The 24,837-nt window shown below is 47.1% G+C and carries 20 protein-coding genes; 14 read left to right on the plus strand and 6 right to left on the minus strand.

The window, feature by feature from the left end; translation table 11 throughout:
* Window positions 1-290 precede the first annotated feature (290 nt).
* From IEX62_RS17410 to IEX62_RS17425, 4 genes are all read right to left on the minus strand, one after another.
* Window positions 291-656 carry a YtxH domain-containing protein gene (locus tag IEX62_RS17410; protein ID WP_188776832.1) on the minus strand — a complete coding sequence of 122 codons (366 nt, stop codon included), beginning with the start codon at window positions 654-656 and terminating at the stop codon, window positions 291-293.
* A gap of 713 nt (window positions 657-1,369) precedes the next feature.
* Window positions 1,370-2,563, minus strand: a complete 1,194-nt coding sequence (locus tag IEX62_RS17415; protein ID WP_188776833.1) for a M20 metallopeptidase family protein — start codon at window positions 2,561-2,563, stop codon at window positions 1,370-1,372.
* Window positions 2,564-3,037: 474 nt separating this feature from the next.
* Window positions 3,038-3,574, minus strand: a complete 537-nt coding sequence (locus tag IEX62_RS17420) for a DoxX family protein (protein WP_188777169.1) — start codon at window positions 3,572-3,574, stop codon at window positions 3,038-3,040.
* Between the two features lie 338 nt (window positions 3,575-3,912).
* Window positions 3,913-4,149 (minus strand): hypothetical protein, encoded by a 237-nt coding sequence (locus tag IEX62_RS17425; protein ID WP_188776834.1) that lies wholly within the window; start codon window positions 4,147-4,149, stop codon window positions 3,913-3,915.
* Window positions 4,150-4,348: 199 nt separating this feature from the next.
* Between IEX62_RS17425 and IEX62_RS17430 the strand changes: the two genes are divergently transcribed.
* On the plus strand, window positions 4,349-5,224 hold the full coding sequence (locus IEX62_RS17430) for an aminoglycoside 6-adenylyltransferase (RefSeq protein WP_188776835.1): 876 nt from the start codon (window positions 4,349-4,351) through the stop codon (window positions 5,222-5,224).
* A 196-nt stretch (window positions 5,225-5,420) separates the two neighbouring features.
* Here the strand turns inward: IEX62_RS17430 and IEX62_RS17435 are convergent, their stop codons facing one another.
* Window positions 5,421-6,476, minus strand: coding sequence for a BtrH N-terminal domain-containing protein (locus IEX62_RS17435; RefSeq protein WP_188776836.1), 1,056 nt, complete (start codon window positions 6,474-6,476; stop codon window positions 5,421-5,423).
* A 378-nt stretch (window positions 6,477-6,854) separates the two neighbouring features.
* Between IEX62_RS17435 and htpG the strand changes: the two genes are divergently transcribed.
* From htpG to IEX62_RS17480, 9 genes are all read left to right on the plus strand, one after another.
* On the plus strand, window positions 6,855-8,756 hold the full coding sequence (gene htpG / locus IEX62_RS17440) for a molecular chaperone HtpG (RefSeq protein ID WP_188776837.1): 1,902 nt from the start codon (window positions 6,855-6,857) through the stop codon (window positions 8,754-8,756).
* Between the two features lie 254 nt (window positions 8,757-9,010).
* Window positions 9,011-9,619, plus strand: coding sequence for a bifunctional transcriptional activator/DNA repair enzyme AdaA (locus IEX62_RS17445; protein ID WP_308422656.1), 609 nt, complete (start codon window positions 9,011-9,013; stop codon window positions 9,617-9,619).
* A gap of 68 nt (window positions 9,620-9,687) precedes the next feature.
* Window positions 9,688-10,314 (plus strand): flavin reductase family protein, encoded by a 627-nt coding sequence (locus IEX62_RS17450; protein WP_188776838.1) that lies wholly within the window; start codon window positions 9,688-9,690, stop codon window positions 10,312-10,314.
* 378 nt (window positions 10,315-10,692) lie between these two features.
* Window positions 10,693-11,904 carry an ABC transporter substrate-binding protein gene (locus IEX62_RS17455; protein WP_188776839.1) on the plus strand — a complete coding sequence of 404 codons (1,212 nt, stop codon included), beginning with the start codon at window positions 10,693-10,695 and terminating at the stop codon, window positions 11,902-11,904.
* Window positions 11,905-12,508: 604 nt separating this feature from the next.
* Window positions 12,509-14,350 (plus strand): ABC transporter permease, encoded by a 1,842-nt coding sequence (locus IEX62_RS17460; protein WP_188776840.1) that lies wholly within the window; start codon window positions 12,509-12,511, stop codon window positions 14,348-14,350.
* 1 nt (window position 14,351) lies between these two features.
* Window positions 14,352-15,554, plus strand: coding sequence for an ABC transporter ATP-binding protein (locus tag IEX62_RS17465; RefSeq protein ID WP_188776841.1), 1,203 nt, complete (start codon window positions 14,352-14,354; stop codon window positions 15,552-15,554).
* Complete coding sequence (locus IEX62_RS17470) at window positions 15,551-16,330, plus strand: PHP-associated domain-containing protein (RefSeq protein ID WP_188776842.1); 780 nt, start codon at window positions 15,551-15,553, stop codon at window positions 16,328-16,330. The genes IEX62_RS17465 and IEX62_RS17470 overlap by 4 nt, the downstream gene beginning before the upstream one ends.
* A gap of 117 nt (window positions 16,331-16,447) precedes the next feature.
* The gene (locus tag IEX62_RS17475; RefSeq protein WP_188776843.1) at window positions 16,448-17,284 is read left to right on the plus strand and encodes a MurR/RpiR family transcriptional regulator; all 837 of its coding nucleotides are present in this window, start codon (window positions 16,448-16,450) and stop codon (window positions 17,282-17,284) included.
* A gap of 383 nt (window positions 17,285-17,667) precedes the next feature.
* On the plus strand, window positions 17,668-18,291 hold the full coding sequence (locus IEX62_RS17480; RefSeq protein ID WP_188776844.1) for a DUF6707 family protein: 624 nt from the start codon (window positions 17,668-17,670) through the stop codon (window positions 18,289-18,291).
* Between the two features lie 300 nt (window positions 18,292-18,591).
* Here IEX62_RS17480 and IEX62_RS17485 read toward each other — a convergent pair whose 3' ends face one another.
* Window positions 18,592-20,919, minus strand: a complete 2,328-nt coding sequence (locus IEX62_RS17485; RefSeq protein WP_188776845.1) for a hypothetical protein — start codon at window positions 20,917-20,919, stop codon at window positions 18,592-18,594.
* Window positions 20,920-21,211: 292 nt separating this feature from the next.
* Between IEX62_RS17485 and IEX62_RS17490 the strand changes: the two genes are divergently transcribed.
* The 4 genes from IEX62_RS17490 (at window position 21,212) to IEX62_RS17505 (ending at window position 24,760) form a co-directional block, all read left to right on the plus strand.
* On the plus strand, window positions 21,212-21,814 hold the full coding sequence (locus IEX62_RS17490) for a HEAT repeat domain-containing protein (RefSeq protein ID WP_308422657.1): 603 nt from the start codon (window positions 21,212-21,214) through the stop codon (window positions 21,812-21,814).
* Window positions 21,815-21,866: 52 nt separating this feature from the next.
* Window positions 21,867-22,130: a NifU N-terminal domain-containing protein gene (locus IEX62_RS17495; RefSeq protein WP_188776846.1), complete on the plus strand. Its 264-nt coding sequence runs from the start codon at window positions 21,867-21,869 to the stop codon at window positions 22,128-22,130.
* 461 nt (window positions 22,131-22,591) lie between these two features.
* The gene (locus tag IEX62_RS17500; protein WP_188776847.1) at window positions 22,592-23,551 is read left to right on the plus strand and encodes a glycosyltransferase family 4 protein; all 960 of its coding nucleotides are present in this window, start codon (window positions 22,592-22,594) and stop codon (window positions 23,549-23,551) included.
* A 285-nt stretch (window positions 23,552-23,836) separates the two neighbouring features.
* Window positions 23,837-24,760, plus strand: a complete 924-nt coding sequence (locus IEX62_RS17505; RefSeq protein ID WP_188776848.1) for a DUF4261 domain-containing protein — start codon at window positions 23,837-23,839, stop codon at window positions 24,758-24,760.
* Window positions 24,761-24,837: the final 77 nt, after the last annotated feature.

Consider the following 24,837-nt stretch of genomic DNA (forward strand, 5'->3'; position numbering starts at 1 on the left):
ATGGAATTTAAGATCATCAGCTTAACTATTTAGCATGACCAAAAGCAGGATTCGCTGTTAGGAGAAGCTTGATATATTAATAATGATATATCAAAAAATACAGTCAATATATACATCCATACAAGCGGCTATCATTTCGGTATAATTATAGATTGCCTTTTTAATCCCATCGCTGATCTGGCATCAGATAATAAAAAACAGCCCTTCCGGTCATGACCGTAACAGGCTGTTTGGTTCATCCTATAAATGGCTTGTAGCAGCAATCGATTTGCTTCTACGTAAAGGCGAGCTTACATCACAGTTGGGCCTTTTGTCAGCGAGGAATCAGAGGAGCTAGCTTTGAGCTTGTTGACCTCACCAGTCAGCTCGACCTTCGCATCCGTCAGCATGCCCTTCCATTCCTGCACGACACCAATCGCTTCTTTCACAACCGGTGTAATCTCCTTAGCCAGCTCGACCAGCTCTTCGGTGCTGGACTTCATCTCACGACCTTTGAATTTGAGTGTCTCCGTCAGACTGCTCGCGGAGCTGCTCGCGCCCGATTTGAGCGTATAACGCATATCCTCGCCAGATTTAGGCGCAAATAAAAGTGCTGCACCTGCACCTACCAGTGCGCCTGCGATAATCCCGAATACTAGATTTTTCTGTTCCATCATGATCATCTCCGTTCAATAAAAGATTAGGATTGTCATCCATGTCTAGCGTGCTATCTATATGGTATTACCCACGATTTGGTGCTGCGCCTACGCATTCGCTTGTCTGCATGCATAAATTGTACAATGATGGCAGAGATCGACATCATGAAGGGGGATCGACACGTCCAAGCAAGCCCGTATGTTTAAAGGGATATCATAGTCTGAGCTTACCATGCGCAGAGGACTTCGGTTACGGTACAGCTATCGTAGATAATAAGCGATATACTTAGCATACCGAACACAGCGTGAGGGACGCAACTATCATCTTGCTCTCAGGCGAAGTGTTATCGAACGTTCAACCTCACCAGGTAGATTCATATGAATGTCTGTATTGAATACGCCACCTTACAAGATTATGACTACCTTGCTTAGCATGATGTAGAATAGCTAGGATATAGAGAAGTAACAAGGATGCAAAGTAGCCAGCATATAAGAAGAGTAGCATTACATAGCAAAAAGCTCCTTGCCACCAGAAGGTGACAGGGAGCCTTTGTTTGTACTGCTGCGATAGTAGTGAGCAGCATAGCAGTTGTATTCAATGATATCGACCATGTACCCGAATATCCTATGCTTTATTTTATTGCGGCGAATCGTTGCTCGATTCGGTATACGAGTAGGCTGCTTATAGTGCAACTCGTGCAATGCTCTTGCAGTCGCGCTTGCTTGTATGATGATTAGCCTGCGGTAACAGGAGATGGACTTAGCAGCTTTTCAGCTACGATACCGAGGAAGATACGTCCGGTGTTCAGCAGCGCACGCTCATCGATATCGAAGCGTGGGTGGTGATGGGCAAATGCCGTTGCTTCATCTTTTTGTGAGCCAACATAGAAGAAGTTACCCGGACGCTCTTCTAAGAAATATGCAAAGTCCTCTGCACCCATTGCTGGTTCGATTTCAAATAAAGCTTCCTCACCAAGCACATCGGTCACGATCGCACGCACCTGATCAGCCTGTTCCGGTGGATTCACTACTGCTGGGTAGCCATTCGTATACTCCAGTGAGAAGGTTGCGCGTGAAGCCGCAGTAATTCCTGCCAGTGTAGTACGAATATCCTCTTCAATCTGCTTGCGTACCTCAGGATCGAATGTACGCACCGTGCCTTCAATTTTGGCGGTATCCGCAATAATGTTAAATGCAGAGCCTGCCTGGAATACGCCGACTGTAACGACAGCGGATTTGAGTGGGTTCACATGACGTGCCACGATATTTTGCAGTGCGCCCACTACCTGACTTCCTACTACGATCGAATCGACCGTTTGGTCTGGACGAGCACCGTGTCCGCCTTTACCTTGAATGACGATCGAGAAGCCGTCGGCTGCTGCCATCGCAGGTCCAGCGACAACAGCGATGCGACCATAGGGCAGATAGCTCGCCAGATGGGCACCGTACACTTCATCGACACCGTCCAGTGCGCCATCTTCGATCATCGCTTTGGCACCGCCTGGAATTTTCTCCTCGGCATGCTGGAAAATAAAGCGTACATTCCCCTTCAACTGATCGGTATGACGACTGAGCACATGTGCGACACCGAGTAGAGACGCGGTATGTCCGTCATGTCCGCAGGCGTGCATCACGCCATCATTTTGTGAACGGTAAGGAACATCATTTTCTTCATGAATAGGCAAAGCATCAAAGTCTGCTCGAAATGCAATCGTTGGCCCTGGCTGTGCCCCTTTCAAATCGGCAATCACGCCGCCTTCACCAACGCCCGTTCTTACTTCATAGCCGAAGCTAGTTAATGTATCGGCGATAAATTGCGAGGTTTTCACTTCCTGAAATGACAGCTCAGGATACTGGTGCATATGTCTGCGCCATCCGACAATATCCTGTTCAAGTACGTTCAATTCGTCTATCCACTGCGTTCTCATATGCATCCTCCTGTTATATAGGTTTCATGCTCTAATGATAAAATAAATTCCAGAATTTACAAAGGAAATTCACTTTAAAACTATCATGATGAATTTTATATGTCAAATTTGACATTTGGGAAAAGGCAGATATAAGCGAGCGACTGACTTCGTTAATCTCACAATGGAATGACGAGTATCCAACAATCCAAAAAATCAGCAGGCTCAAGGTACAACAAAAGATATTTTGGATCAGCACAGGCTTCACAGATCAATACATTCAAGCCTGTATCGATCATGTAATATTATAAAAAAACAACCCTCTGAACACTTCAACCGAAGCGCTCAGAAGGTGGATAGGTGGTAAGGGAGTAATCAAAGAGTAGTTGAAATGGATGGGCGGAAGGTAGCTTAATTATTACAAATGATCCAGTAAACCAGGACAAGCTATGAGTTCTATCATGTCGATTACGAATTGGCTAATTGATTGTAGGTTTAAGCAGCTCTATGATCCGGTGCAGGTGCGGTAGGTGTGCCGCCGTCATGTTTGGGGTGATGTTTGAACACATGTGCTTTCAAGTAAGGCAGCACCCAGCGATCCAGACCGATGCGACCAGCATTGGCACCAGCAACGACGATGAAGATTTCGAGCAGGATCAGGTACGGGTTGGTGCTGATTGTACCCGAGAACAGGAAGGCGAAGTTCATCACCATACCCATCAATGCAGCGACTGTAGTGAAGGTACCGAGGATCAAGCCCAGACCGACCAGGAATTCACCGACTGGAACCAGGATATTGAACAGCTCTACATTAGGAAGAGCAAAATGCTGTAGGAAGCCTGCCCATGCCGCTTTCACGACGGGCTTGTCACCTGTGCTGAGCGTGATGGCATTGGTAAGGAAGCCTGTAGCATCGAAGCCACCTGTCAGCTTACCCCAGCCGCCATGGATCCATTGAAAGCCGACGTAGAAACGGAGAACAGTTAATAACCACATTGCAACTTTGTTTTGTCTGAGCCATGTATTCATGATTGATACACTCCTTGAATAATGTATTGTGTGCCTGCTCATGCAGGCGGTTATTCATAATGAACAGTATGGTTGCAGTCAGCTTCCCGTTGGCTGTGTATCGGGTAGGTGCTTGATCTTATGGGGATCAGCTGCTGCTATCTCTTTGGCTATGGGATGATCATCTCTTCCATGGCTTTAGTTTAAAATAAAACTAAAATTTAATATGTGACAAAAATCACAATCTACATTAAAAATTAAAATAAATTTGCGTATACCTGAAAGTGAGGCATTGTAGCGAGCGTATCTCATATGCTGGCGCTTTACGAGTGATATGAAGAACACGCAGAGCAATCGGCTATTCAGCGAGATTGCTGCTTGCGCTGTGCATTCCATTTTTCCAGGCGTTCCAGTATAAAATAAATCCATACCGCCACTGCGATATAACAGGCAAGATTGACAAGATAGCGAAGGATATTGCCCGTGCTGAACCAGCCTTCTGCGAGATTGTATTGCAAAAAGGCAATCTGCTTAAAGCTCCAGTTACCGATAACATTAGACAGTAAAAATGCCAGAATGAATTTGCGTAGTACCTTCACAGTGATCGCCTCCTTGCAAATAGGAATACGATGAGTATAGCATGGTGTTAATCGTTTACCCGTATGGCTGTGCTGTGAATAGAACAGATTGGATATCCTGAGAACATCTATATTGAAATAAGCAGACAGTATTGTACGTAGTGGGATAGGAGAGCTAGCCTTTGATCCAACCACGTTCAATACCAAAGGAGACGAGATCATGCGAAGTGAGCAGCAGATGATGGGGCTTATTATCGAAACGGCTGAACGCAACCCTCATATTCGAGCTGTAGCGATGAACGGATCGAGAGTGAATCCAGCTGCGCCGAAGGATATTTTTCAGGATTATGATATTGTGTATCTGGTTGATACGTTAGAGCCATTTGTTAGCGATCATCGCTGGGTTGAGAGGTTTGGCGAGCAGATCATGATGCAGATGCCGGATCAAAGTGAGCTGCCTCTGCATGAAGACATGGTCAAATATATGTATTTGATGCAGCTAGCGGATGGGAATCGGATTGATCTGCGGCTACAGCGAATCGACCGCTGGCGCGAGTATGTGGATGAGGATCGTCTGACAGTGGTTTTACTGGATAAGGATGGCATACTGCCACAGCTTGCCGTGCCAGATGATCGAGAGTACTGGGTGAAGCGTCCGACTGCGGAGGATTTTGCTGGATGCTGTAATGAGTTCTGGTGGGTATCCACCTATATTGCCAAAGGATTATGGCGGCAGGAGCTGCTCTATGCGCTCGATCAGCTCAATCGCTATGTGCGCCCGATGCTGGAGCAGATGCTATGCTGGCAGGCTGGCAGTGAGCATCAGTTTCAGATCAATACAGGTAAAAGCGGCAAATACTTGCCGCACTATCTGGAGCAATCTACGTTGGTAAGACTGCTCGCTACGTATCCTCAAGCGGATAGCGAAGCGATCTGGCAGTCTGTGTTTGTCATGATGGAGCTATTCGACGAGCGTGCGCGCCTGATGGCAGAGCGTCTGGGTTATATGTACGATGATGGAGAGGCGCAGCGTGTTCGTGCTCATATGTTGCATGTGTATCGATTGCCTGTAGATACGCCTCAGATATATGAATGAATAGCATACAGGCTTGTTATAGGCATTATTCATGGGGGTGCACAGGCTGAGCATCATTCCAGCAGGAGCGTTAAGGTCGGCAATTCGATCTCATCACCAGGCGCTGCCTGAGTACGCGTAATAGGGAGATACGCACGATGGTATGAATCGGTAAGTGTTATAGCGATTGATGCGAATATCGTTCATTCATCATTATCTATAGCTTACGCCCGGCAGATCGACCAGCCTGCTGATAGCCGTTCATAATCTCTCTCAGTCGATTGCTATGCAAAATGCTCTCTGCTAGCGACTGCTCTAGCGCAGCTGTAGCTCGAATGCGTTCCGCAATAAGGCTTAGTAGCGGCTCTCGCTGTACGCGCGGTTCAAAGCTGTGTACATAGCTCTTGCGAATCAGCGTCCAGCTACGAACTGTTTCGTTAAAGGCAGCTGTAATCTGCTCCATAAAAGAATCCTTTGCATCACGCTTCTGTTCAAGCAGCTGTAAGAACTGCATTCTAGCCTGCACAATATACAGGAGCTCCAGATTAAGCGGACTCATATCAGCAGCACTGTGTAGCGGTTGCTCAGCAGCGAGACGATCCAGCTCGATCCAGCCATCTGCCATATTTCGCATCGAATCAAATGCTGAATACGCTTCATCGCCAAGCCCTAGATTGGCAGTAGCACGGCGTGTAAGCACCTCGTACAGAGTAGGTAGCTGTGCAGGCTGGCTGTACTGGTCGTGATTGGGACGCAGTGTTAGCAGATCACCAGCAAAGCCAAGACTAAAATCACTTACCGTCTGCGCCTGATGATACGTCATATACGCTACATCGGTGCAGAACAGATGATTCGTCAGATCATCATAACCTGTAATCAGGTAAAAATGAGGTCTGTGCAGTCTACCATAATCAGCAGGGAACCATGAACAACGGTAGGTATCACCCTTCACCAGTACCGGATGCCCTTGAGCAAGCTCGATGCGAATCATCGCTAACGCTTCTTCCGCAGGCAAATACCGTTCCATTCGGTAATCCAGACGTGTCCATTTCAAAATCTGGTCATAGGAGGTATTGTACAATACGGATTCCTGACCGAGCGATGGAATCGCCTTGCTTCCATGCTCTGTGAAGCAGGGAAATGTCCATGCATCGGCAAAAGCATACATATAATCGCTGCTAAAATGCGCGGCAGCGCTTGCCACATTGCCGGTCAGACTCGACCAATCGAAGCCCTGAAGTGGTTGGAGCGGAATTCGATGGGATTGGGGCATGACCTTTCACTCCTTCGATATACCGAGCCAGCGATATGCTGGTTAGCGGCTGGATAATTGTAAGTTCGACCATTAAGAATAGTATATAATAGTTCAGTTAGTGAGAAAAGCACGTTCTCCATGTAAATAATATACATATCATCCAGCTGTATCACGGTTGAAGTACAGATGAATGACTCGGTTTGAACATTGACATGGAAATTGGGAATATGTTATATAAAAGATAGGTTTAGCACTCGATAGTGAAGAGTGCTAATATGAAGGAAGTCTATATACGTGCAGATGGTAGCAGCCTGTAGGACAGGGAGCCGATCGATATGCACGAAGGCAAGGCACACATACATTCATTTACTTAATGGAGAGGGGAATAATACGACCATGACCAAAAAGCAATTTCAGGCTGAATCCAAGCGCCTGCTGGAAATGATGATTAACTCCATTTACACCCATCGCGAAATCTTTCTGCGTGAGCTGATCTCCAATGCCAGCGACGCAATTGACAAAATCTATTACAAAACATTAACTGACGACAGCCTCACCTTCCACAAGGAAGATTACTACGTCAAAATCAAGCCAAACAAAGAAACACGTACCCTGACCATTTCCGATACAGGGATTGGTATGACGGCTGAAGAACTGGAAAACAATCTCGGTATTATCGCGAAGAGTGGCTCCCTTGCCTTTAAAAAGGAAAATCAGGCGCAGGACGGTCACAATATCATCGGTCAATTCGGTGTCGGCTTCTATGCTGCCTTTATGGTTGCAGATGAAGTAACCGTCATCACGCGTGCACTGGGCAGTGACCAGGCGTACAAATGGCATTCCGAAGGTGCAGATGGCTACACCATCGAGCCGACCGACAAAGAAACTGTCGGTACAGATATCATCCTCAGCATCAAGGAAAACACCGAGGATGACCAGTACGACGAGTATCTGGATGAGTACCGTCTGCGCAATATTGTGAAGAAATATTCTGACTTTATCCGCTATCCGATCAAGATGGATGTGACGAGTAGCCGTCCAGCCGAGAAGGCTGAGGACGCAGCAGAAGACGCACAGCCGGAATATGTAGAATATACCGAAGAACAGACGATCAACAGCATGATTCCAATCTGGCGTAAAAATAAAAGCGAGCTGACCGACGAGGACTACAACAACTTCTATCAAGAGAAGCGTTATGGCTTCGATAAGCCGCTCAAGCATCTGCATATTAGTGCAGACGGCGCAGTTGTCTACAATGCAATCCTGTTTATTCCTGAAAATACACCGTTTGATTACTACACCAAGGAATATGAAAAAGGGCTGGAGCTGTATTCCAACGGCGTGCTGATCATGGACAAATGCGGTGATCTGCTGCCAGATTACTTTAGCTTTGTCAAAGGGATGGTCGATTCCGAGGATCTGTCTCTGAACATCTCGCGTGAGCTGCTACAGCATGACCGTCAGCTCAAGCTAATTGCTAAAAACATTAAAAACAAAATCAAATCCCAGCTGCAAAGCATGATCAAGGACGAGCGCGATAGCTATGAGAAGTTCTACCAATCGTTCGGTCGTCAATTGAAGTTCGGTGTATACAATGACTATGGTATGCACAAGGACGATCTACAGGATCTGATCATGTTCTATTCCTCCAAGGAGAAAAAGCTCGTTACACTGGCGGAGTATGTATCTCGTATGCCAGAAGAGCAGAAGTATATCTACTATGCAGCTGGCGATTCGATCGAGCGCATCGAGAAGCTGCCACAAACCGAAATGGTTGCCGATAAAGGCTATGAAATTATGTATCTGACCGATGATATCGATGAGTTCGCGATCAAAATCATCAGTGCGTACAAAGAAAAAGAATTCAAGTCTGTATCCAGTGGCGATCTGGGCATTGAGCCAGACGAGAAGGACGAAGCGGCAGAAGCGGAACAGAACGAAAGCCAAGAGCTATTCACAGCGATGAAGGACGTACTGGGCGGTAAAGTCAAAGACGTACGCGCATCCAAACGCCTCAAATCGCATCCAGTCTGCCTCACTTCGGAAGGCGAGCTGTCGATCGAAATGGAGAAAATTCTGCAAATGATGCCAAACAGCCAGGATGTAAAAGCGGAAAAAGTGCTGGAAATTAACATCAACCACGATGTATTCCAATCGCTGAAAAAGGCACATGAGAGCGATAGCGAGAAGCTGGGACTTTACACGAACCTGCTGTACAACCAGGCGCTATTGATCGAGGGACTGCCACTGCAAGATCCGGTTGAGTTTACGAATGATATTTGTAAAGTGATGGTGTAAGCATAGAGGCAGCTCAGGCTGTCAGGCAAAAGCCGGATACCGTAATAGGTACCCGGCTTTTTGCTATGAAAAAATATAAAGGGGTGCTGAATTAAACTATATTTTGTAGAGAGTTAATAGTTCGCCAGTAACTTTTTGAAGCAATATTTGTGTACATTTCTGGATATTGGTCTAGACTAATGGATATGAATAAAGCTTCTAACAGAACATATGAAATAAAGTCATCGCACAATACATGCAGGAGTGTGATAAATATGAACGTGATGCTACCCGCAACGACAAACGCTTCTCCTGTACTGACTGATTCGTACTGGCAAGCGATCGTTCAAAATGATGAACGGCATGATGGAGAGTTTTTTTATAGTGTCAAAACGACGAACATCTTCTGCCGTCCGTCTTGCAAATCGCGGGTACCGAATCGTAAAAATGTCCGTCTATTTACTACCGTTCAACACGCCATGCAAGCGGGCTTTCAGGCGTGTAAGCGATGCTGTCCCGATCAACTGCAATCTCCGCAGGAGCAGTGGGTCGAAGAGATTGTACAGCTGATCGACCAATACTTCTGGGACGATCTGAAGCTGGAGGAGCTGTCCCGGCTGGCGAGTGGAAGCCCATTTCATCTGCAACGCTCCTTTCGCCATATGAAAGGCTACACACCCGCACAGTATGTGCAGACTGTGCGAATACGCGAAGCGGAAAAGCTATTATTGACGACGACACAGAGCGTATCGCAAATCGGTATGCAGGTAGGACTCGACAATCCGTCCTATTTTGCCACATTATTCAAACAAAAGACTGGCTTCACGCCAACTGCTTATCGTCAGCAGCATCTGACTTCGGTACAGAATGAAGCCGCAAGATAACAAAAGAAGCGCATCCCTCCGTGATCTATACTATGTTCATAATACGGAGCACAGAGAGGGGCATCTTCATGCATCAGACGATTCAGCCGCAAATTTTATATTTTGGTACACCTGTCGTAATCATCAGTACAATCAACCCGGACGGTACGCCGAATATCGCACCGATTTCATCGATCTGGTGGATGAATCAATCGTGTATGATTGGCATGTCGAGTCGTTCACAAACGATTGCCAATCTCAAAAGGGAACAGCAATGTACGATCAATCTAGCGTCTGCCGATTTGGTTCATGCCGTCGACCGATTGGCGTTGACGACAGGCTTGTCTCCTGTGCCTGAATATAAGCAAAGCATGGGGTATGTGTACGTACCGGATAAGTTCGAGCATGCTGGTTTGACACCGGTGGCATCCCAGACGGTGCAGCCGCCTTGCATACAGGAATGCCCGGTGCAAATGGAAGCTTTGCTGGAGCAGTCGTATGTATTTGATGCAAAAAGTGGCGGACATCTATGCGCTGCTGAGCTGAAAATCAATCGCATTCACATCGAGGAAGCGTTGCTAAATGATCGGCAGCGCATTGTCGCCGAGCGCTGGCATCCGCTTATTATGAATTTTTGTGAGTTTTTTACGACAGGCACGACGATTTATCCTTCCCGACTGGCAGAGCCATTTACCAAACAATACTATAGTTCTTGAGATATTCACTGTCATGGATGAGATGAACTATCATCGATCAAATGCACGATACGCATGAATACAATCACCAGTCATCCAAAGCTTACTTTCCTCATAACGAGGAGAGTAAGCTTTTTTTGATTACGATCTGAACTTTTTTGATAATAAAATATTAAATTTACAGACAATGATAATTTTTTACCAAAATCAACATATGGCTTAATATCATTTTGACACTTCACCCGTAGTATTGGACATGCAGGTAGCGACAACGTATTTACAAACCCTACATAATCTCAATCCACATCCAGTTTCCACTTCTATGGCTGTCTGTTAACTGCAAAGGCAATCATGCGTTGTTCATTTCGAAGTTAATTATCATTATTCCAGGAGGAATTTATGAACAGAACATTCAAAGGGAAATCTCCACTTCAAAGGAAATCTTCATTTGGTAAAGCTGGAGCGAGCGGCTTGCTCTCGCTACTCCTCGTTCCGGCATTGTTATTATCCGCATGTGGGAACAGCACCGACTCTCCCGTTGCGAATGGACAGGCAGCCCCGGCGCAGACGAGCACAAACGATTCGGTCGATGCACTTTACGCACAGGCTAAGCAAGAAGGCAAAGTCGTTGTGTATTCCACCTCCGGTCGTGCCAATGATGCAGCCGAAACCTTTATGAAAAAGTATCCAGGTGTGAAGGTCGAGGTGAGCAAGGTCAAATCCGATCAGATGATGGACAAGGTGACCAATGAGCAGGACGCCGGACAATTCAATCCCGATGTGATCATCACCAAGGAAGTGAGCGGCGCGGTTGGCAAAGAAATGGTCGAGCAAGGCAGATACGTCAAATACTTGCCAGACGATATCGCTCCAACTGTCGACGAGCCTTACCGCACACAGGCACCAGGCTATGCCAACTATGTCGAGTTCCGTACGATCTTTTACAATACCGATCATTACAAGCAAATCCCTGTCACCAACTGGTGGGATCTGACGACACCTGCCTTCAAAAATAAAGTCTACGTCGCCGATCCACTCAGCTCTCCGGCATTTATGGATTTGTTCACCACGATGGTCATCCATAGCGACGACATGGCAGCTGCCTACAAAGAAAAGTTCGGTAAGGATATCGATCTGCAAGGTGAAGAAAATGCAGGCTATGCCTTTATCCATCAGCTATTCGCTAACGGTCTAACCGTGCTCAAGGGTAGTGACGATGTGCTCGACGCCATCGGCAAAACATCCAGCGACGCCGTAGGCATCGCCGTCTCTGGCGACGTATCCAAAGTCGAAGAAAAAGGCTGGCATGTCCAACCAATCTACGACATCAAGCCCAAAACATCCGTACCCGACGCAGGCTACCTGTATCTCGCCAAGCAAGCTCCACACGAAGCCGCCGGCAAACTATTCATCCGCTGGATGATGGGCGAAGAAGACGGCAAAGGCGCAGGCATGGAACCATTCAACGAAGTCGGCTCCTGGGTCCCACGCTCCAACGTCACAACCCAAAACCCGTTAGGCTTCGAAAAGCTCAACCTCTGGAACTTCGACGCCGACACCCTCTACATGACCTCCCCCAAAGTCCGCGATTTCTGGATCAAACAGAAGTAGCGTAAGGGAAGTAGGAGTAAAAGCGAAGATAAAACCAATATCTATAAGATATGAGTGTTAAGTCGATGTAGCAGATGAATACATCCAAACCATCGATGTCAAACGAAAATATACAATCTCAAACGTAAATCAGCAGATTTTATATAAAGAAGGTAGTCATTCTAACAAACTCCAACGAAGTCATGCTCAAAGGCAGGATGCAATTACAGACATTAAAGACGTTAAAGACAGTCGACTGATTGCATCGAGCTGACGAGTTCAATCTCTAATCCATCCAACATATAAGAGCTGTTCAGTACTCAATCCCTAAATAAAATGCTTGACTATATTCATGTAATCCATGAATCGTCCTGAGTTTTTCTTAAGGTTCGTACAAGCATTTTACTTACTACTCAAACACCAGGCATTCATGCTGCAATCAGCACGGAACGGAGGGAAGGAAATAAGGGGAAAGGACGACTTTGGAGGGGCGGGAATCTTCATTCACTGCTAATCCAAAAGATTCCCGCGGCTCCACCCGAGTCCGTCCCCTTATTCCTTCCCGGAGTGTTTGCTGCCCAGCACATCAATGCCACCCACCACTACATTTACAAAGGAGGCCCCCATGTCCGACAAGCCAATCATCACCCTCTCCCAAACCAAGCCCCGCCGCATCAAGCAATGGAATCGGCTGTATGGCTGGCTACGCAGTCCGGTTCACGTGATCGGGCTGGTCGGGCTACTATTTCTGGCGTATACGATTATCTGGCCCGTGATCAACATTTTGCTCACCACCTTTGTCTGGAAAACACAGGATATGCGCATTACTGCCGAAACGAACCCGGGGCATTTCACACTGTATCACTGGCAACGTGTGCTGGCGAGCGATATGAGCCTGTCTCTCTTTTATAAGCCCGTCCTGCATGCAGGTGCCGTTGCTTTCGTCGTCTCGATACTATCCATGCTGCTCGGCTGTGGACTGGCATGGCTCGTAACCCGTACCGACCTTCCATTTAAAAAAGCAATTGCCTTTCTAGCGGTCATTCCTTATTTATTGCCATCCTGGGTGATTGCACAGGCATGGTTGACCTTTTTCAAAAATGACAAAATTGGCGGTACGCCGGGGATCTGGCAATCGCTCACCCATATGCAAACACCGGATACACTGGCATATGGGTTTGTGCCCATCGTCATCTCGCTATCGATTCATGATAGTGTGTACTTTTTTCTGCTCGTGGGAGCCGCGCTGAGCTCGATGAATACGCAGCTAGAGGAAGCAGCGAGTATGAATGGAGCAGGCAGATGGACGATTATCCGTCAAATTGTATTTCCACTTATGCTGCCTGCGATCCTATCTGGCTTTATCCTGACATTTACGCGTGCCATTAGCTCTTATGGGGTGCCTGCGATTCTCGGTACGCCTGTAGATTTTTATATGATTTCGACGATGCTGTATTCCAGTATGCGAGCCCGATTAACCACCGAGGCACATGTGCTCAGTCTGATGCTCATGCTGATTTCCATGCTGATGATTTACTGGAACAGTCAGGTCGTTGGACGACAGCGCAGCTTCGTTACGATTACAGGTAAAGATAATCCGCGCACCCTACAATCACTCGGTCGCTGGCGTAAGCCGACAGCGCTTCTCACGATTGGCAGTATGATTCTGGTGTCTGTTGTGCCGCTGCTTATTTTGCTCGTACAGACCTTTATGCTACGGGAAGGAGTGTATAGCTGGGATAACCTGACCCTGCATTACTGGATAGGCGGCTCGATTAGCGATATTAATTCGGGGGAAAAGGGTGTGCTACAAAATCCGATCTTCCTGCTAGCGCTACGTAATTCACTATTGATCGCCGCATTTTCGGCTGTGCTTGCGGCGCTACTGGGCTTGCTACTCGGCTATGCCGTCGCTCGTGGCCGACAGACATGGATTGGGCGTACGGTGGATCAAGTATCCTTTTTACCGTACCTGATGCCGGGTATTTCACTATCTGCGATCTATATTACGATGTTTGCACGTCCACACTGGATTATCCCAGCGCTGTACGGAACGGTCTGGCTGATCATTTTGATTACGGTCGTAAAGGAATTGCCCTTTACCGTAAAGGCAGGCGGCGCTGCGGTTATGCAGGTAGGTGGTGAACTGGAGGAAGCGGCTCAGATGAACGGAGCCTCATGGTGGACAAGGTTTAAACGCATTGTATTACCGCTCAATCGTAAAAGTCTGCTATCTGCTTTTCTAATCGTATTTATCGGAGCGATGAAGGAGACGGAGCTGATTATTATGCTTGTCACTCCACGTACAGAGACGCTGACTACACTCACCTTTGCCTATGTAGAAAAGGGATATACGCAGCTTACTAATGTGGTGCTGATGATTATGATCAGTATCGTAATTCTGGTCTATGCGCTGGCAACACGCTATGGCAAGGCTGACCTGACTACAGGAATTGGAGGACAATAATATGAGCGCTATTGAACTGCGTAACGTTACCGTAAATATCGGCAGCAAGCAGGTACTGCGCGGCATTGATCTGCAAGTGGAAAAGGGTGAGTTCATGACCTTTCTCGGCCCTTCTGGCTGTGGAAAAACTACATTATTACGCACGATTGCCGGGCTACAGCAGGCAGACGGTGGTACGATCGTACTGAGCGGCAGAGAGGTTGCCAATGGAGAGACTGCGTATCATCTAGATTCCTCCAAGCGCGGCTTGAATCTGGTATTTCAAAGCTATGCGCTGTGGCCACATATGACAGTATTCGATAATGTTGCCTTCGGGCTGCGTATTCGTCGTCAAAGTAAAAGCGAGATTCGTCAGAAAGTCATGGCGGCACTCGATAAGGTGCGAATCAGTGAGCTAGAAACACGTTATCCGGGCGAGCTATCCGGTGGTCAACAGCAGCGTGTAGCGATTGCACGCGCCATTGTGACCGAGCCAGAGCTACTGCTACTGGATGAGCCACTGTCTAATCTGGATGCGCGCTTACGGGTAGAGATGCGTGCGGAGCTCAAACGACTGCATCGGGAGCTGGGAGCGACGATTATTTATGTGACGCATGACCAGCAGGAGGCGCTCACCTTATCTTCACGAATTGCTGTCTTTTTTGAAGGCAAGATTGTACAGGTAGATCGTCCACAGGCGCTGTACCGTCGTCCAGCGACACTGCGGATCGCCGACTTTTTCGGTAGTGGTGGGATGGAGATGAATCATGTGGACGGACGCATCCTGTTCGCTGGAGATGGTAGCCTGTATCTGTCCTCACCCGTGTGCTCTTTTGCGCTCGAAGGACGACTGAACGCTTTACCCGACAAAGGGATGGCGGTAACGATGACGATCAAGCCGGAGCATATCCGTTTGCAGCGTCATTTTGTACCTGGTGCGATTGCCTGTGAGGTGGATACGGTATTTCCAGCAGGCTCTGAAACGACAGTAACCGTGCTTGCTGGTGGACGCTTGCTTACGGTGCGTTTACTCGGCGATGCCGACTACGACAGGGGGGATACTGCCTATCTTTTGCTACGAGAGGAGCATCTGAATCTGTATCATGGCGATACAGGCGAGCTACTGGATGGAGTAAGACCAGCCAGCTTATCTGTCACCAATCACGCTTCGAATCCTATATCATACGATCAAAATCATTTACTTGCGGAGGTACCTACACGATGAAAATCGACTTTCATATTCATGCCAAATTATCTAAAAAGACCGACTTTTCGATGGAGCATTTTAACACGATTCTGGATGAAGCGTTAACGCATGGTCTGGATGCGATCATTTTGACCGAGCATTTTAATACGCATCGCTTTGACGAGGTATATGGTACGCTGGATCGTCATTTGCCATGTAATGGACATTATTATGAGCGCGAAGGCTTTCGTATTTTTACAGGGATGGAGGTCGATGTTGCTGAGGGAGGGCATATACTCATTAGCGGCGTGAAGGATGCGCTATTGGATGTTCGTCGCTCGCTGGAAGGACATACGTCACCAGATCGCTTTATTGCGCTGGAAGAATTGTTCAATCTGTGCCAGCCTGCCGGGCTAATGGTCATTGGTGGTCATCCGTTCCGTTCATCTAATCATCTGTATCATGTAGCACCTCAGCTGCTTCGCCGCTTCGATGCGTTCGATCTGAACGGTAAGGATCTGCATGAGATCGGTATTCAGGAAAATATCGCCAAGGTGCTGACGCTTGGCGAGCAGCATGATGTGCCTGTTGTGGCAGGCAGCGATGCGCACCAGATGTTTCAGGTGGGCTGCGTATGGAATGAGCTTCCAGGTAGCTATGAAACGGTTGCCGAGATTCGTGAAGCGATTCGCGCTGGCAAATGTACACGCCATATCGCCCCATCGCTACATTTACAGGTTCGTGCAGCGAATGCGGTGAAGAAGCTGCTCAAAAAGAAAGTCGAGGTTGTCGCTTCCCTGCATGAGCAGGTGTAAGCGAAGTAGGATAGAGGTATGGAAGTAAGTTAGCAGTATAATAAGGAATAGGCAGAGGTAAAAGGAGAAGATGTCCGGTATAAACGTTTTTCATGCTGTAGCAAGGAGGGGCATCGTATGGGCTTGACGTTTGATCATGTGAAGCTATCTCGCAGTCATCAACGAGTAGCGGATTATATTTTAAAAAATATCGAAGGCATTCCGTTTATGGTCGAGGAGGATATCGCTTCTGCATGTGAAGTGAGCGTATCGACCGTATCCCGTTTCTGGGCAGAGATCGATTGCCGGAACCTGAAGGAATTCAAGCATCGGGTGAAAAAGGAAGGTCTGGTGTCACCATCGCTTAAATTGCAGGTTGCCTTTGAGCGGATGGAGGAGCAGGGGAGTGCGGCAGCGCAAATGCTCGATACCCTGCACTATGTACAGCAGACAGCAGAGCGGCTCGATCAGCATGAATTTGATAAAGCGGTGCGAGCACTCGTAGAAGCTGGCACGATTCATGTGTATGCACCGGGCTCAGCACGCTCACTGGCTACCTTACTGGAATTCCGGTTGACCCGATTTGGTAATCGGATACGTATGATCGAGCATGGCGGACATGAACTGCTGGAATCGCTCATTCATATGCGTAACGGCGATACATTGGTACTGTTTGGCTTTGTTGCCGAGTCCCCTGAGCTGGCTACGCTGTTCGATTATGCCGCACAGTGCGGCTGTCGTACACTACTCATCACCGATCTGGCTGTAAGTGATATGCGGCAAAAGGCGGATATTACGCTATATAGCGCTCGTGGCGAAGTATGGGAATTTCATTCTATGGCAGCGCCCTTAATACTGCTGGAATCGCTCATCGTCGCTGTTGGCAAATCGCAGGAGCAGCGTGCGTTACGACATAGCGAGCAGCTTCATCGTGTGCGGCGTCAGTATAGTAAATGGTTACCAAAGCGGGTTTGAAATTTACCTTGATCACAGGTGATGGGGTAGCTTCATCAGAATAACTCGATTAGAACGAAGCAATACGCATAGCCCGGTCTAGTTTAATGTAGTTTAAGATGTTATTTGTAGCATGCTAATAAGCAAAAACAAGTATAACGATACGTTTTATTCGTTCCACTGTACTTGTTTTATACCTATTGGATGATAAGAAGTATGATCGGAACATGTAAATAAGTAGTCATTCAGCATGTCATACAGGGTAGCACAGGCATAGATCGTATACGCCGTGTTACCCTTTATGTTGTTAAGCTGTGTACTCCAGCTCATCGGAGTGTAAGTTGTAGTATAATGGCATATCGTATAGGTTTGTCGTACATAAGCTGGAGGAAGGAGAATGCAGAATGGATGAGAAGCTAACGTTAAAGCAGGCGGTTGCGCAGGTAATGGAGGTGCAGGCATTAACAGATTATATGAAGCACTTGCCTGCACGCGATATGCGTAGTGACAAGGACAAGCTCCAGACGCTCAGTGAGCTGGGCTGGTTATTATATGCAAAGGGAGAGCATGATGCTGCCTTTCAGATTGCCAAGCCGCTGGCACAGGTTGCATTTGACGGCAATTATAATCGCTGGACATGGCTGGAGCATGCCAATGTGCTGCTTGCTCTAACGGCACCAGAAGAAGAGAAGGAAGCGGCAAGGCAGCACGCTATTCATGCGATTGAGCAGGCAGTACGTACAGGTGACAAGGATATCGTGGAGGTAAAGAAGGATGTGCATAAGCGTTTTCTAAATGGAGATACGTTAGATACGGATAGTATTCAGCGCAGTATAGACGAAGGGGATCGTGCAGGTGAAGCTGCACGACGACTGATCCTGCTGAAAAATCTATGTAAAATCGAATTGCTAGGCGGCTCGAAAGCCTATTCTGCCGAACGGGCTGCACAGGAGGCAGAAGCTCAGATTCAAGCGATTCGTGAGATTGAAGCGGAGCTTGGATTGTTCAAACTATCTCCATTTGCTTGATAGCTAGTAACAGCCAGAGTCGGAGTGATGAATTCGGAGTGATGGATAAGGTACTTGATTCGTAACCATCAGGATTCATGACTTGCAGTATACTGTGTACGATCAAGAAACCGTATACGATCAAGAAGCCCATCTTATAATAAAAAGATAAAACGAGAAGATAATAAAAAAAGCCCTCGTTCGATGCAGAAATGATACGCATCGCGCGAGGGCTTTCATTTACTCCAGCATGTAGAAATGGCATGGAAAATATCATGCACACTGATCAAGCATGTATACTCATTCATTCAAAATGAAATATTACATCGAAGCATACTGTACGATGACCGCTTCACGCGTGTCTTCATCATAAGATACCCATAATTCATCGCCCGGCTGAACACCGTACAATGGCTCGATCGATTGCTCGATCCGGTACTGCTGTCCATCACGCTCAGCGATAATGCTGGCAAGTGGACGCTCGCCTGTCGTACCGTTATAGATCACACGCTGCACCTTTACACTGCCCTGTTTACCTTTGAGCAAACGCAATTCGCGTGCAAATTCATGTCGATTCACACTGACCGGTATTCGCATACCATTGCGCATGACGGATACCGTCTGATCCGGCACGAACAGGCTATTTACTCGTGATACATTACGATCGCCTGCATGGATCGATACATTCATCAGCATCAGCTCACGATTGTCTGCGCGTATATTCATGCGCTCGAAGCTAACCAGACTGGCATCCAGTGTAATCTGATCCTGCTCATCGTGATTATTCACGCTACTGCCGTATCGATACAGGCGTACCACATCGCCGATGCGGACTAACAGCACTGGCGTGTACGGCTCATAGGTGAAGCCAGGCGCCTGTACAACTGGAATACGATGGACTTGACCCTCAGCCTCTACATGCAGAATCAGCACGTCTGCGCGGCGTATCATGCCCTGGCGTTCGATTCGTTGCAGGGTAGCCTGTCGAATAATCTGTGGCTCCGCTTCACGATTGCCTGCGTTCATGCCGGGAACCTGATCGTTCTCCGTAACGAAGATCGCTTTATCACGCTTCGGATCATAGCTAATCATTACCACGTCACCAACGGATGGTGCGTTCAGATAGGAGACGACCTTGTTCACATCAAGTGTACGCAGTCGACCCTCGTGTTGAAATTCAACAGTAAACTGTACAAGCGGCTGTTCATTAATACGTGTACCTGTCTCCTTCATACGCATAATGGTCGCATCGTATACGATACCGCGTTTTAATCGGCGTTTATGTGTACTGGAGGCGATTTTGATAATAACAAAAGGTAAAGCCAGCGTCAGAAACGGAACAAATAGCCAGATAATCCAGTTGATCACGAGCGGTCCGCCCTGACGAACATAATCCCAGAAGCCGCGTAGTGTTGGTGTGTGGCTGTCTGTAGCTCCGCTATGCCCGTTCAGCTGCCATGCTTTGGCGTCTACATTGCTAAGCTGCTTGGATTGCCCGGTCTGAATATTCATCCAGCCGCCAGACTTGCCTGTATACGAATAATAGACCGCAGGGCTATTGGCTTCTTTATAAAATTGCATTTGCCCATTGGTGATATCTTCAAGGCTCAAATTACGTACAAGCGCGGATACATCCGAGGATTGCCCGGTAACCTCATTGTACACATACGCACCGGTTCGTCCTTCATCTGGATTTTTGGCAGTAGAGCCTGTGATCAGCACCTCGTCTTCATTTAACAAAAATTCATTGGCTTGATACAGTGGTTTGGGTAGATTCAATAATTTTTGCGATTGACCATTTGCTGATTGCAGATAGGGTTGCTTTGGATAATCGCCACTAATCACAACGGCAGAGCGTCCGCTACGACCGAGTTGTTTTTGAAAATATTGCTCTGCCTCATCCTCTAAGTCGAAGCTCGCCTTATCACTGTTTGGCTTGTAATAAACGAGTGGAGTACCCTTATCAGTCAAAACGCCACTAATATAAGCGGTCGTCGTATCTGCGAGTGTTGCTTCATACATCGGTACCATTGCACCAGCCGTATCGAATGTAGTTGAAACGGTAGTTAATCCAGTCACACGCTTGTTCTGTAGACTGGCAAGCTGATCAAGTGAGGCATACACATATTGACCCCCACGAATCATCGCAATTGCAGGTGGCGTGCTACCATCCGAATTCGAAGCATCGGCAGAAGCGAGGAGAATCTGTCCACGCCAGCTTATAGCACTGCTGGTTAGAAAACCACTCTCTACGATAGGCTTGTTTATAATGTTAGAGTATGTAGAATCCGGGTTAAACTGATAAGCAAGAATATGATCCTGCAAATCTTTAACTGCTATAATCGTCTTTCCTTGCTGGTAAGCGATGACCGTTTGACGAAACATATCCGAGTCCAATCGGGCTACGCCGTCATATGCTGTACCCTCGCCATTATAGATATGCACGAGCATATCATCATCAGACGAATCATCCATCACGGTCAGCACCTTTGTACCGTCATTTGAATATAGCACCTGTTTGACATCCGAAACCCCATTACCTGTGGCATCCGGGTCATACATTTTACTAAAGTCAGACCAGACGGAAAAGCTAAGAATGATAGCTGGAATAAAAAAGATTAATGTAAATAGGACTAACGATTTCTTCACGTCGTACCTCCTGCTACTGGATTGAGCACAGAAAAATGTATTTATCTATTTATTACATAAACGTCATACCTGTCTATCGTAACATAGTTTAAATGAGTGACTCCAGCGGTCACCGCAAGATGTGCAGACCGGGCATCCAATACTGGTATGGTATGTCAAATCAGCACGTAGACTTATTTCATCATCGTATACACGAAAATCCTGCAAAAGATTAGGCGTTCGCAATCGATTGTGTTAGTATTAGGGCAGAAACACACGAGCCCTGACGGGCGACAGAGAGGAACTGAACACATTGAGTAACGAAATGCACGACCAGAACGAAGAGCAACAACTGCACACCTCCCCGGAGCATGACAGCGTGGATGAAGTCGCTGTACCTGTTACAGGTGGCTATGCATTGCCTGAAAACTATAGCCAGCTGAAAAAGGATGCACATCGCCAGGCAGACTGGAAACGCCGTCTGCAAGCAGCACGTGAATTGGGACAATATTCGCAACCCCCTGTAATTGATCTGCTTCAGCATATGCTTCAGCAGGACCCGGTTACAGCTGTACGCGAGGAAGCATATACACAGCTGCGTGAGCTGGGCGTAGAGGTTGAGATGCCAGAGCGTCCGAGTACGGAGCTGTTCAACCATATGACCAAAACACTGATCCGTATCAAAAAGAGTCTACCTGCGGATCACACGTATGAGGATTTCAAGGGTAAATTTAGTCGCATGCGTGCAGACATCTATGATGCGTATGAAGGCGAAAAGGGCGACGAGTTCGATAACTGGCTGCGCGGTCGCTGGGAATCGCTCGATCTAACGGTAAACCCGAAGCGTGACCGACCAAAATCGGCTCCACGTGCAGGTGGTAAAGCCGCTGCACCAAAGCGTCAAAAGCGGAAATAATCGCAATACGATGAACACCACTAACTATATTCCAGGCGAAAAGGAGACTATTATGGCTATTCACATTCAAGTGCAATCCACTCCCAATCCAAACGCAGTAAAAATCAATGCAGATCGTACGATCTTTGAAGGTACAGGCAGTACATCCGTTAAAGCAGGCGACACCACCGAGCACGCTATCGCTCAAGCGCTCGTGCAAATCGATGGTGTAGACAATATTTTCGGTATGCGCGACTTCGTAACCGTGAGCAAGCTGCCCGATGCAAGCTGGGATGATATTATGCCACAGGTAGAGCGCATTTTTGAAGAAGCATAATCGCCATGTCATTATGGTTGTTCAGGTAGAAGCAATGAATTCGCCTTTGAACGCCGAGTCTGGTGATTGATCTACCATGCAATACGTATACGGTTATCACATAGCATGATTGGCGATAACGTATGAATAGAAGGATAACATCAGAAAATAGCCTGATCGTATATGCGGTCAGGCTATTTGTTTGCGCTCAAAACAGTAGTCCTCCACGAAACTCTGATAACATGTAACGATCAATAATGATAAAAATATCAGTTTTCGCGTATTGCTTGTCTAGCAATTTCGCTGTATATCTAAGTTAGATGTGTTTTCAAGAGGTAACGAAGCGACCGATGAACAGCCAGTGTATACGATCTATTTATGCAATAAACGGGTTACACCTATCGTTTTCGCAACAGATATAGTCACAATGCATGGAGTCGATGAATCGAATCAAAACGTCGTTCAAACTATAAGGAGGAACTATGCAATATGTAGCTGCATTTATCCTATCGTTTGTATTTGTGCTAATCAGTATTCCAATGGTACGCAAGTGGGCGATTCGTATTGATTTTGTAGATAAGCCGCGTCCAGATAATGAGCGTAAGCTTCATAAAGAACCTGTACCGCTGATGGCGGGCATTGCCTTGTTTGGAGGCTTTGCGATCTCATACATATCCTTTATGAATGCAGGCACATGGAAAATGGCAGCTGTATTGATTGGTGCATTACTTGTACTGGGAATTGGGTTGTTAGATGACTGGTACAAGGTCAGTCGTCGCGAATTCCCCGCATTGCCGAAAATGCTTGTACAGCTCGCCGCAGCACTGATCGTGTATATGGCAGGCATTCGTTTCTCCGGCTTTTCCAATCCATTTAATGATCAGTATATTTTGCTACCGGACTGGTTGCAGCTTGTGCTGACACTGCTATGGATTTTTGGAGTGACCACGGTTATTAATTTTACAGATGGAATGGATGGTCTGGCAGGAAGCCTGGCAACGATCTCCGCAGTGACGCTGTTCATCGTAGCCATGGCGCAGGGCCAATCCGATTCGGCTATTATGGCGATCAGTCTGGTCGGTGTAGGCATTGGATATTTGCGTTATAATAAGCCGCCAGCAAGGGTGTATATGGGGGATTCGGGTGCGACCTTCCTCGGCTTCATTCTGGCGATTATTGCGCTGGATGGTGCGTTCAAGCAGGCGACCTTGCTGTCATTGTTTGTACCGATTCTGGCGTTGGGCGTGCCGATTTTTGATAATATTTTCGTAGTCATTCGTCGCATGCTGAGAGGGCAGCCGATCTATGAGGCCGATGCGACGCAGATTCATTATCGTCTGCTGTCGAGTGGGCTGAATCAGCAGCAGGTATTACTTGTGCTGTGCCTGATCAGTCTATGCCTGAGCCTGTCGTCGATTATTCTGATGCTGCTACCTGTGTAGTTGAATAATGCAATCATGTTATAAAGTAAGGCGAACCGAATCTAAAATAGTTTTGCTACAATGATAATCGAGAGTCTGTCTGCTCATATGCCTGATGTGGCATGCGGGCAGACAGACTCTTTTGCATATCAGGGTCAGGGATAGGAAATTCATGGAATACCTGTTACACTAAAACAGAGCGAATAGGATGCCAGTCTAGCGTATCGTATCGAAGGAGGGGCATACACAGAAGCGGTTGTAATGAAGAAATGACGTGACCACTACATACTAAAGGAGCTGTAAATTATGGGTTTTTTTGATAAATTCCGTCGTAAAAAGCAGTCTACCGAACCAACATCATCACAGAACACCGAGCAGGAGAATGGGCATAAGCTTGCAGATGCATCAGCAACGACTAACCAGCCAAGCGCCTATGGATATTCTGCGGCCAATGCACCTGAACCGGCCTTAGCTGTAGAGCAAAGCGATCTGCCAGAGCCTGCAAGTATGCTGCTTGGCTTCGTATTGCTTGATCGTGCGGAGTTTAATGCTGAGCAAGTGATCACGAATATGCGTGAAGATTGGGGTATTCAGATCGAAGGGCTGGAGCCAGATGATAATATGGTGTTCCAGTTAGCCGATATGCAGATTGCGATTGCTTATATGCCAGGCCCAATTCCAGATCGTGAGGTCGAGGAAACGTGCAAATATAATGTACTGTGGCCTGAGGGTGAGCAGGTAGTATCCACGCATCAAGCGAATGTGATTGTAACCGTTATGGGAATCACAGATCCGCTTATCGGTCATGCTCTATTTACGCAACTTACTGCCAGTGTGTTGAAGCTGGATCAGGCGATCGCGTATTACGCACCACCGATGGTTATGTCGGCAGAATCCTATCTCGAAGGAGCACAGATGCTGAAAGATCAGGAGCTTCCTGTACAGCTCTGGGTATTCCTCGGTCTGTATACGAATGAAGATAGAACAGGTAGCTGCGCGTATACCGTCGGCTTGAAAAATTTTGGCAAGGATGAGATGGAGATCATCAATTCTAAGGAAGAGCTGGGCGATGTGTTTGAGCTAATGCTCAACATCACCACCTATGTAGTAGGCAGCAATGTAGTGCTACAAGACGGCGAAACGCTGGGCTATTCGGCAGAGCACAAGCTACCACTCGAGCGCTCTAAAGGCGTAGGGGTAGAAGGAGATAGTATTAAGATCGGGTATTGATGGAAATGAGTATCCGCTGATGAAGTGGGTAAAGTTATGATACAACCGACAACACGGAGCGAAGCATAATAGCTGTA

The organism is Paenibacillus hunanensis (assembly GCF_014645615.1).
GTDB classification, from domain to species: Bacteria; Bacillota; Bacilli; order Paenibacillales; family Paenibacillaceae; genus Saccharibacillus; species Saccharibacillus hunanensis.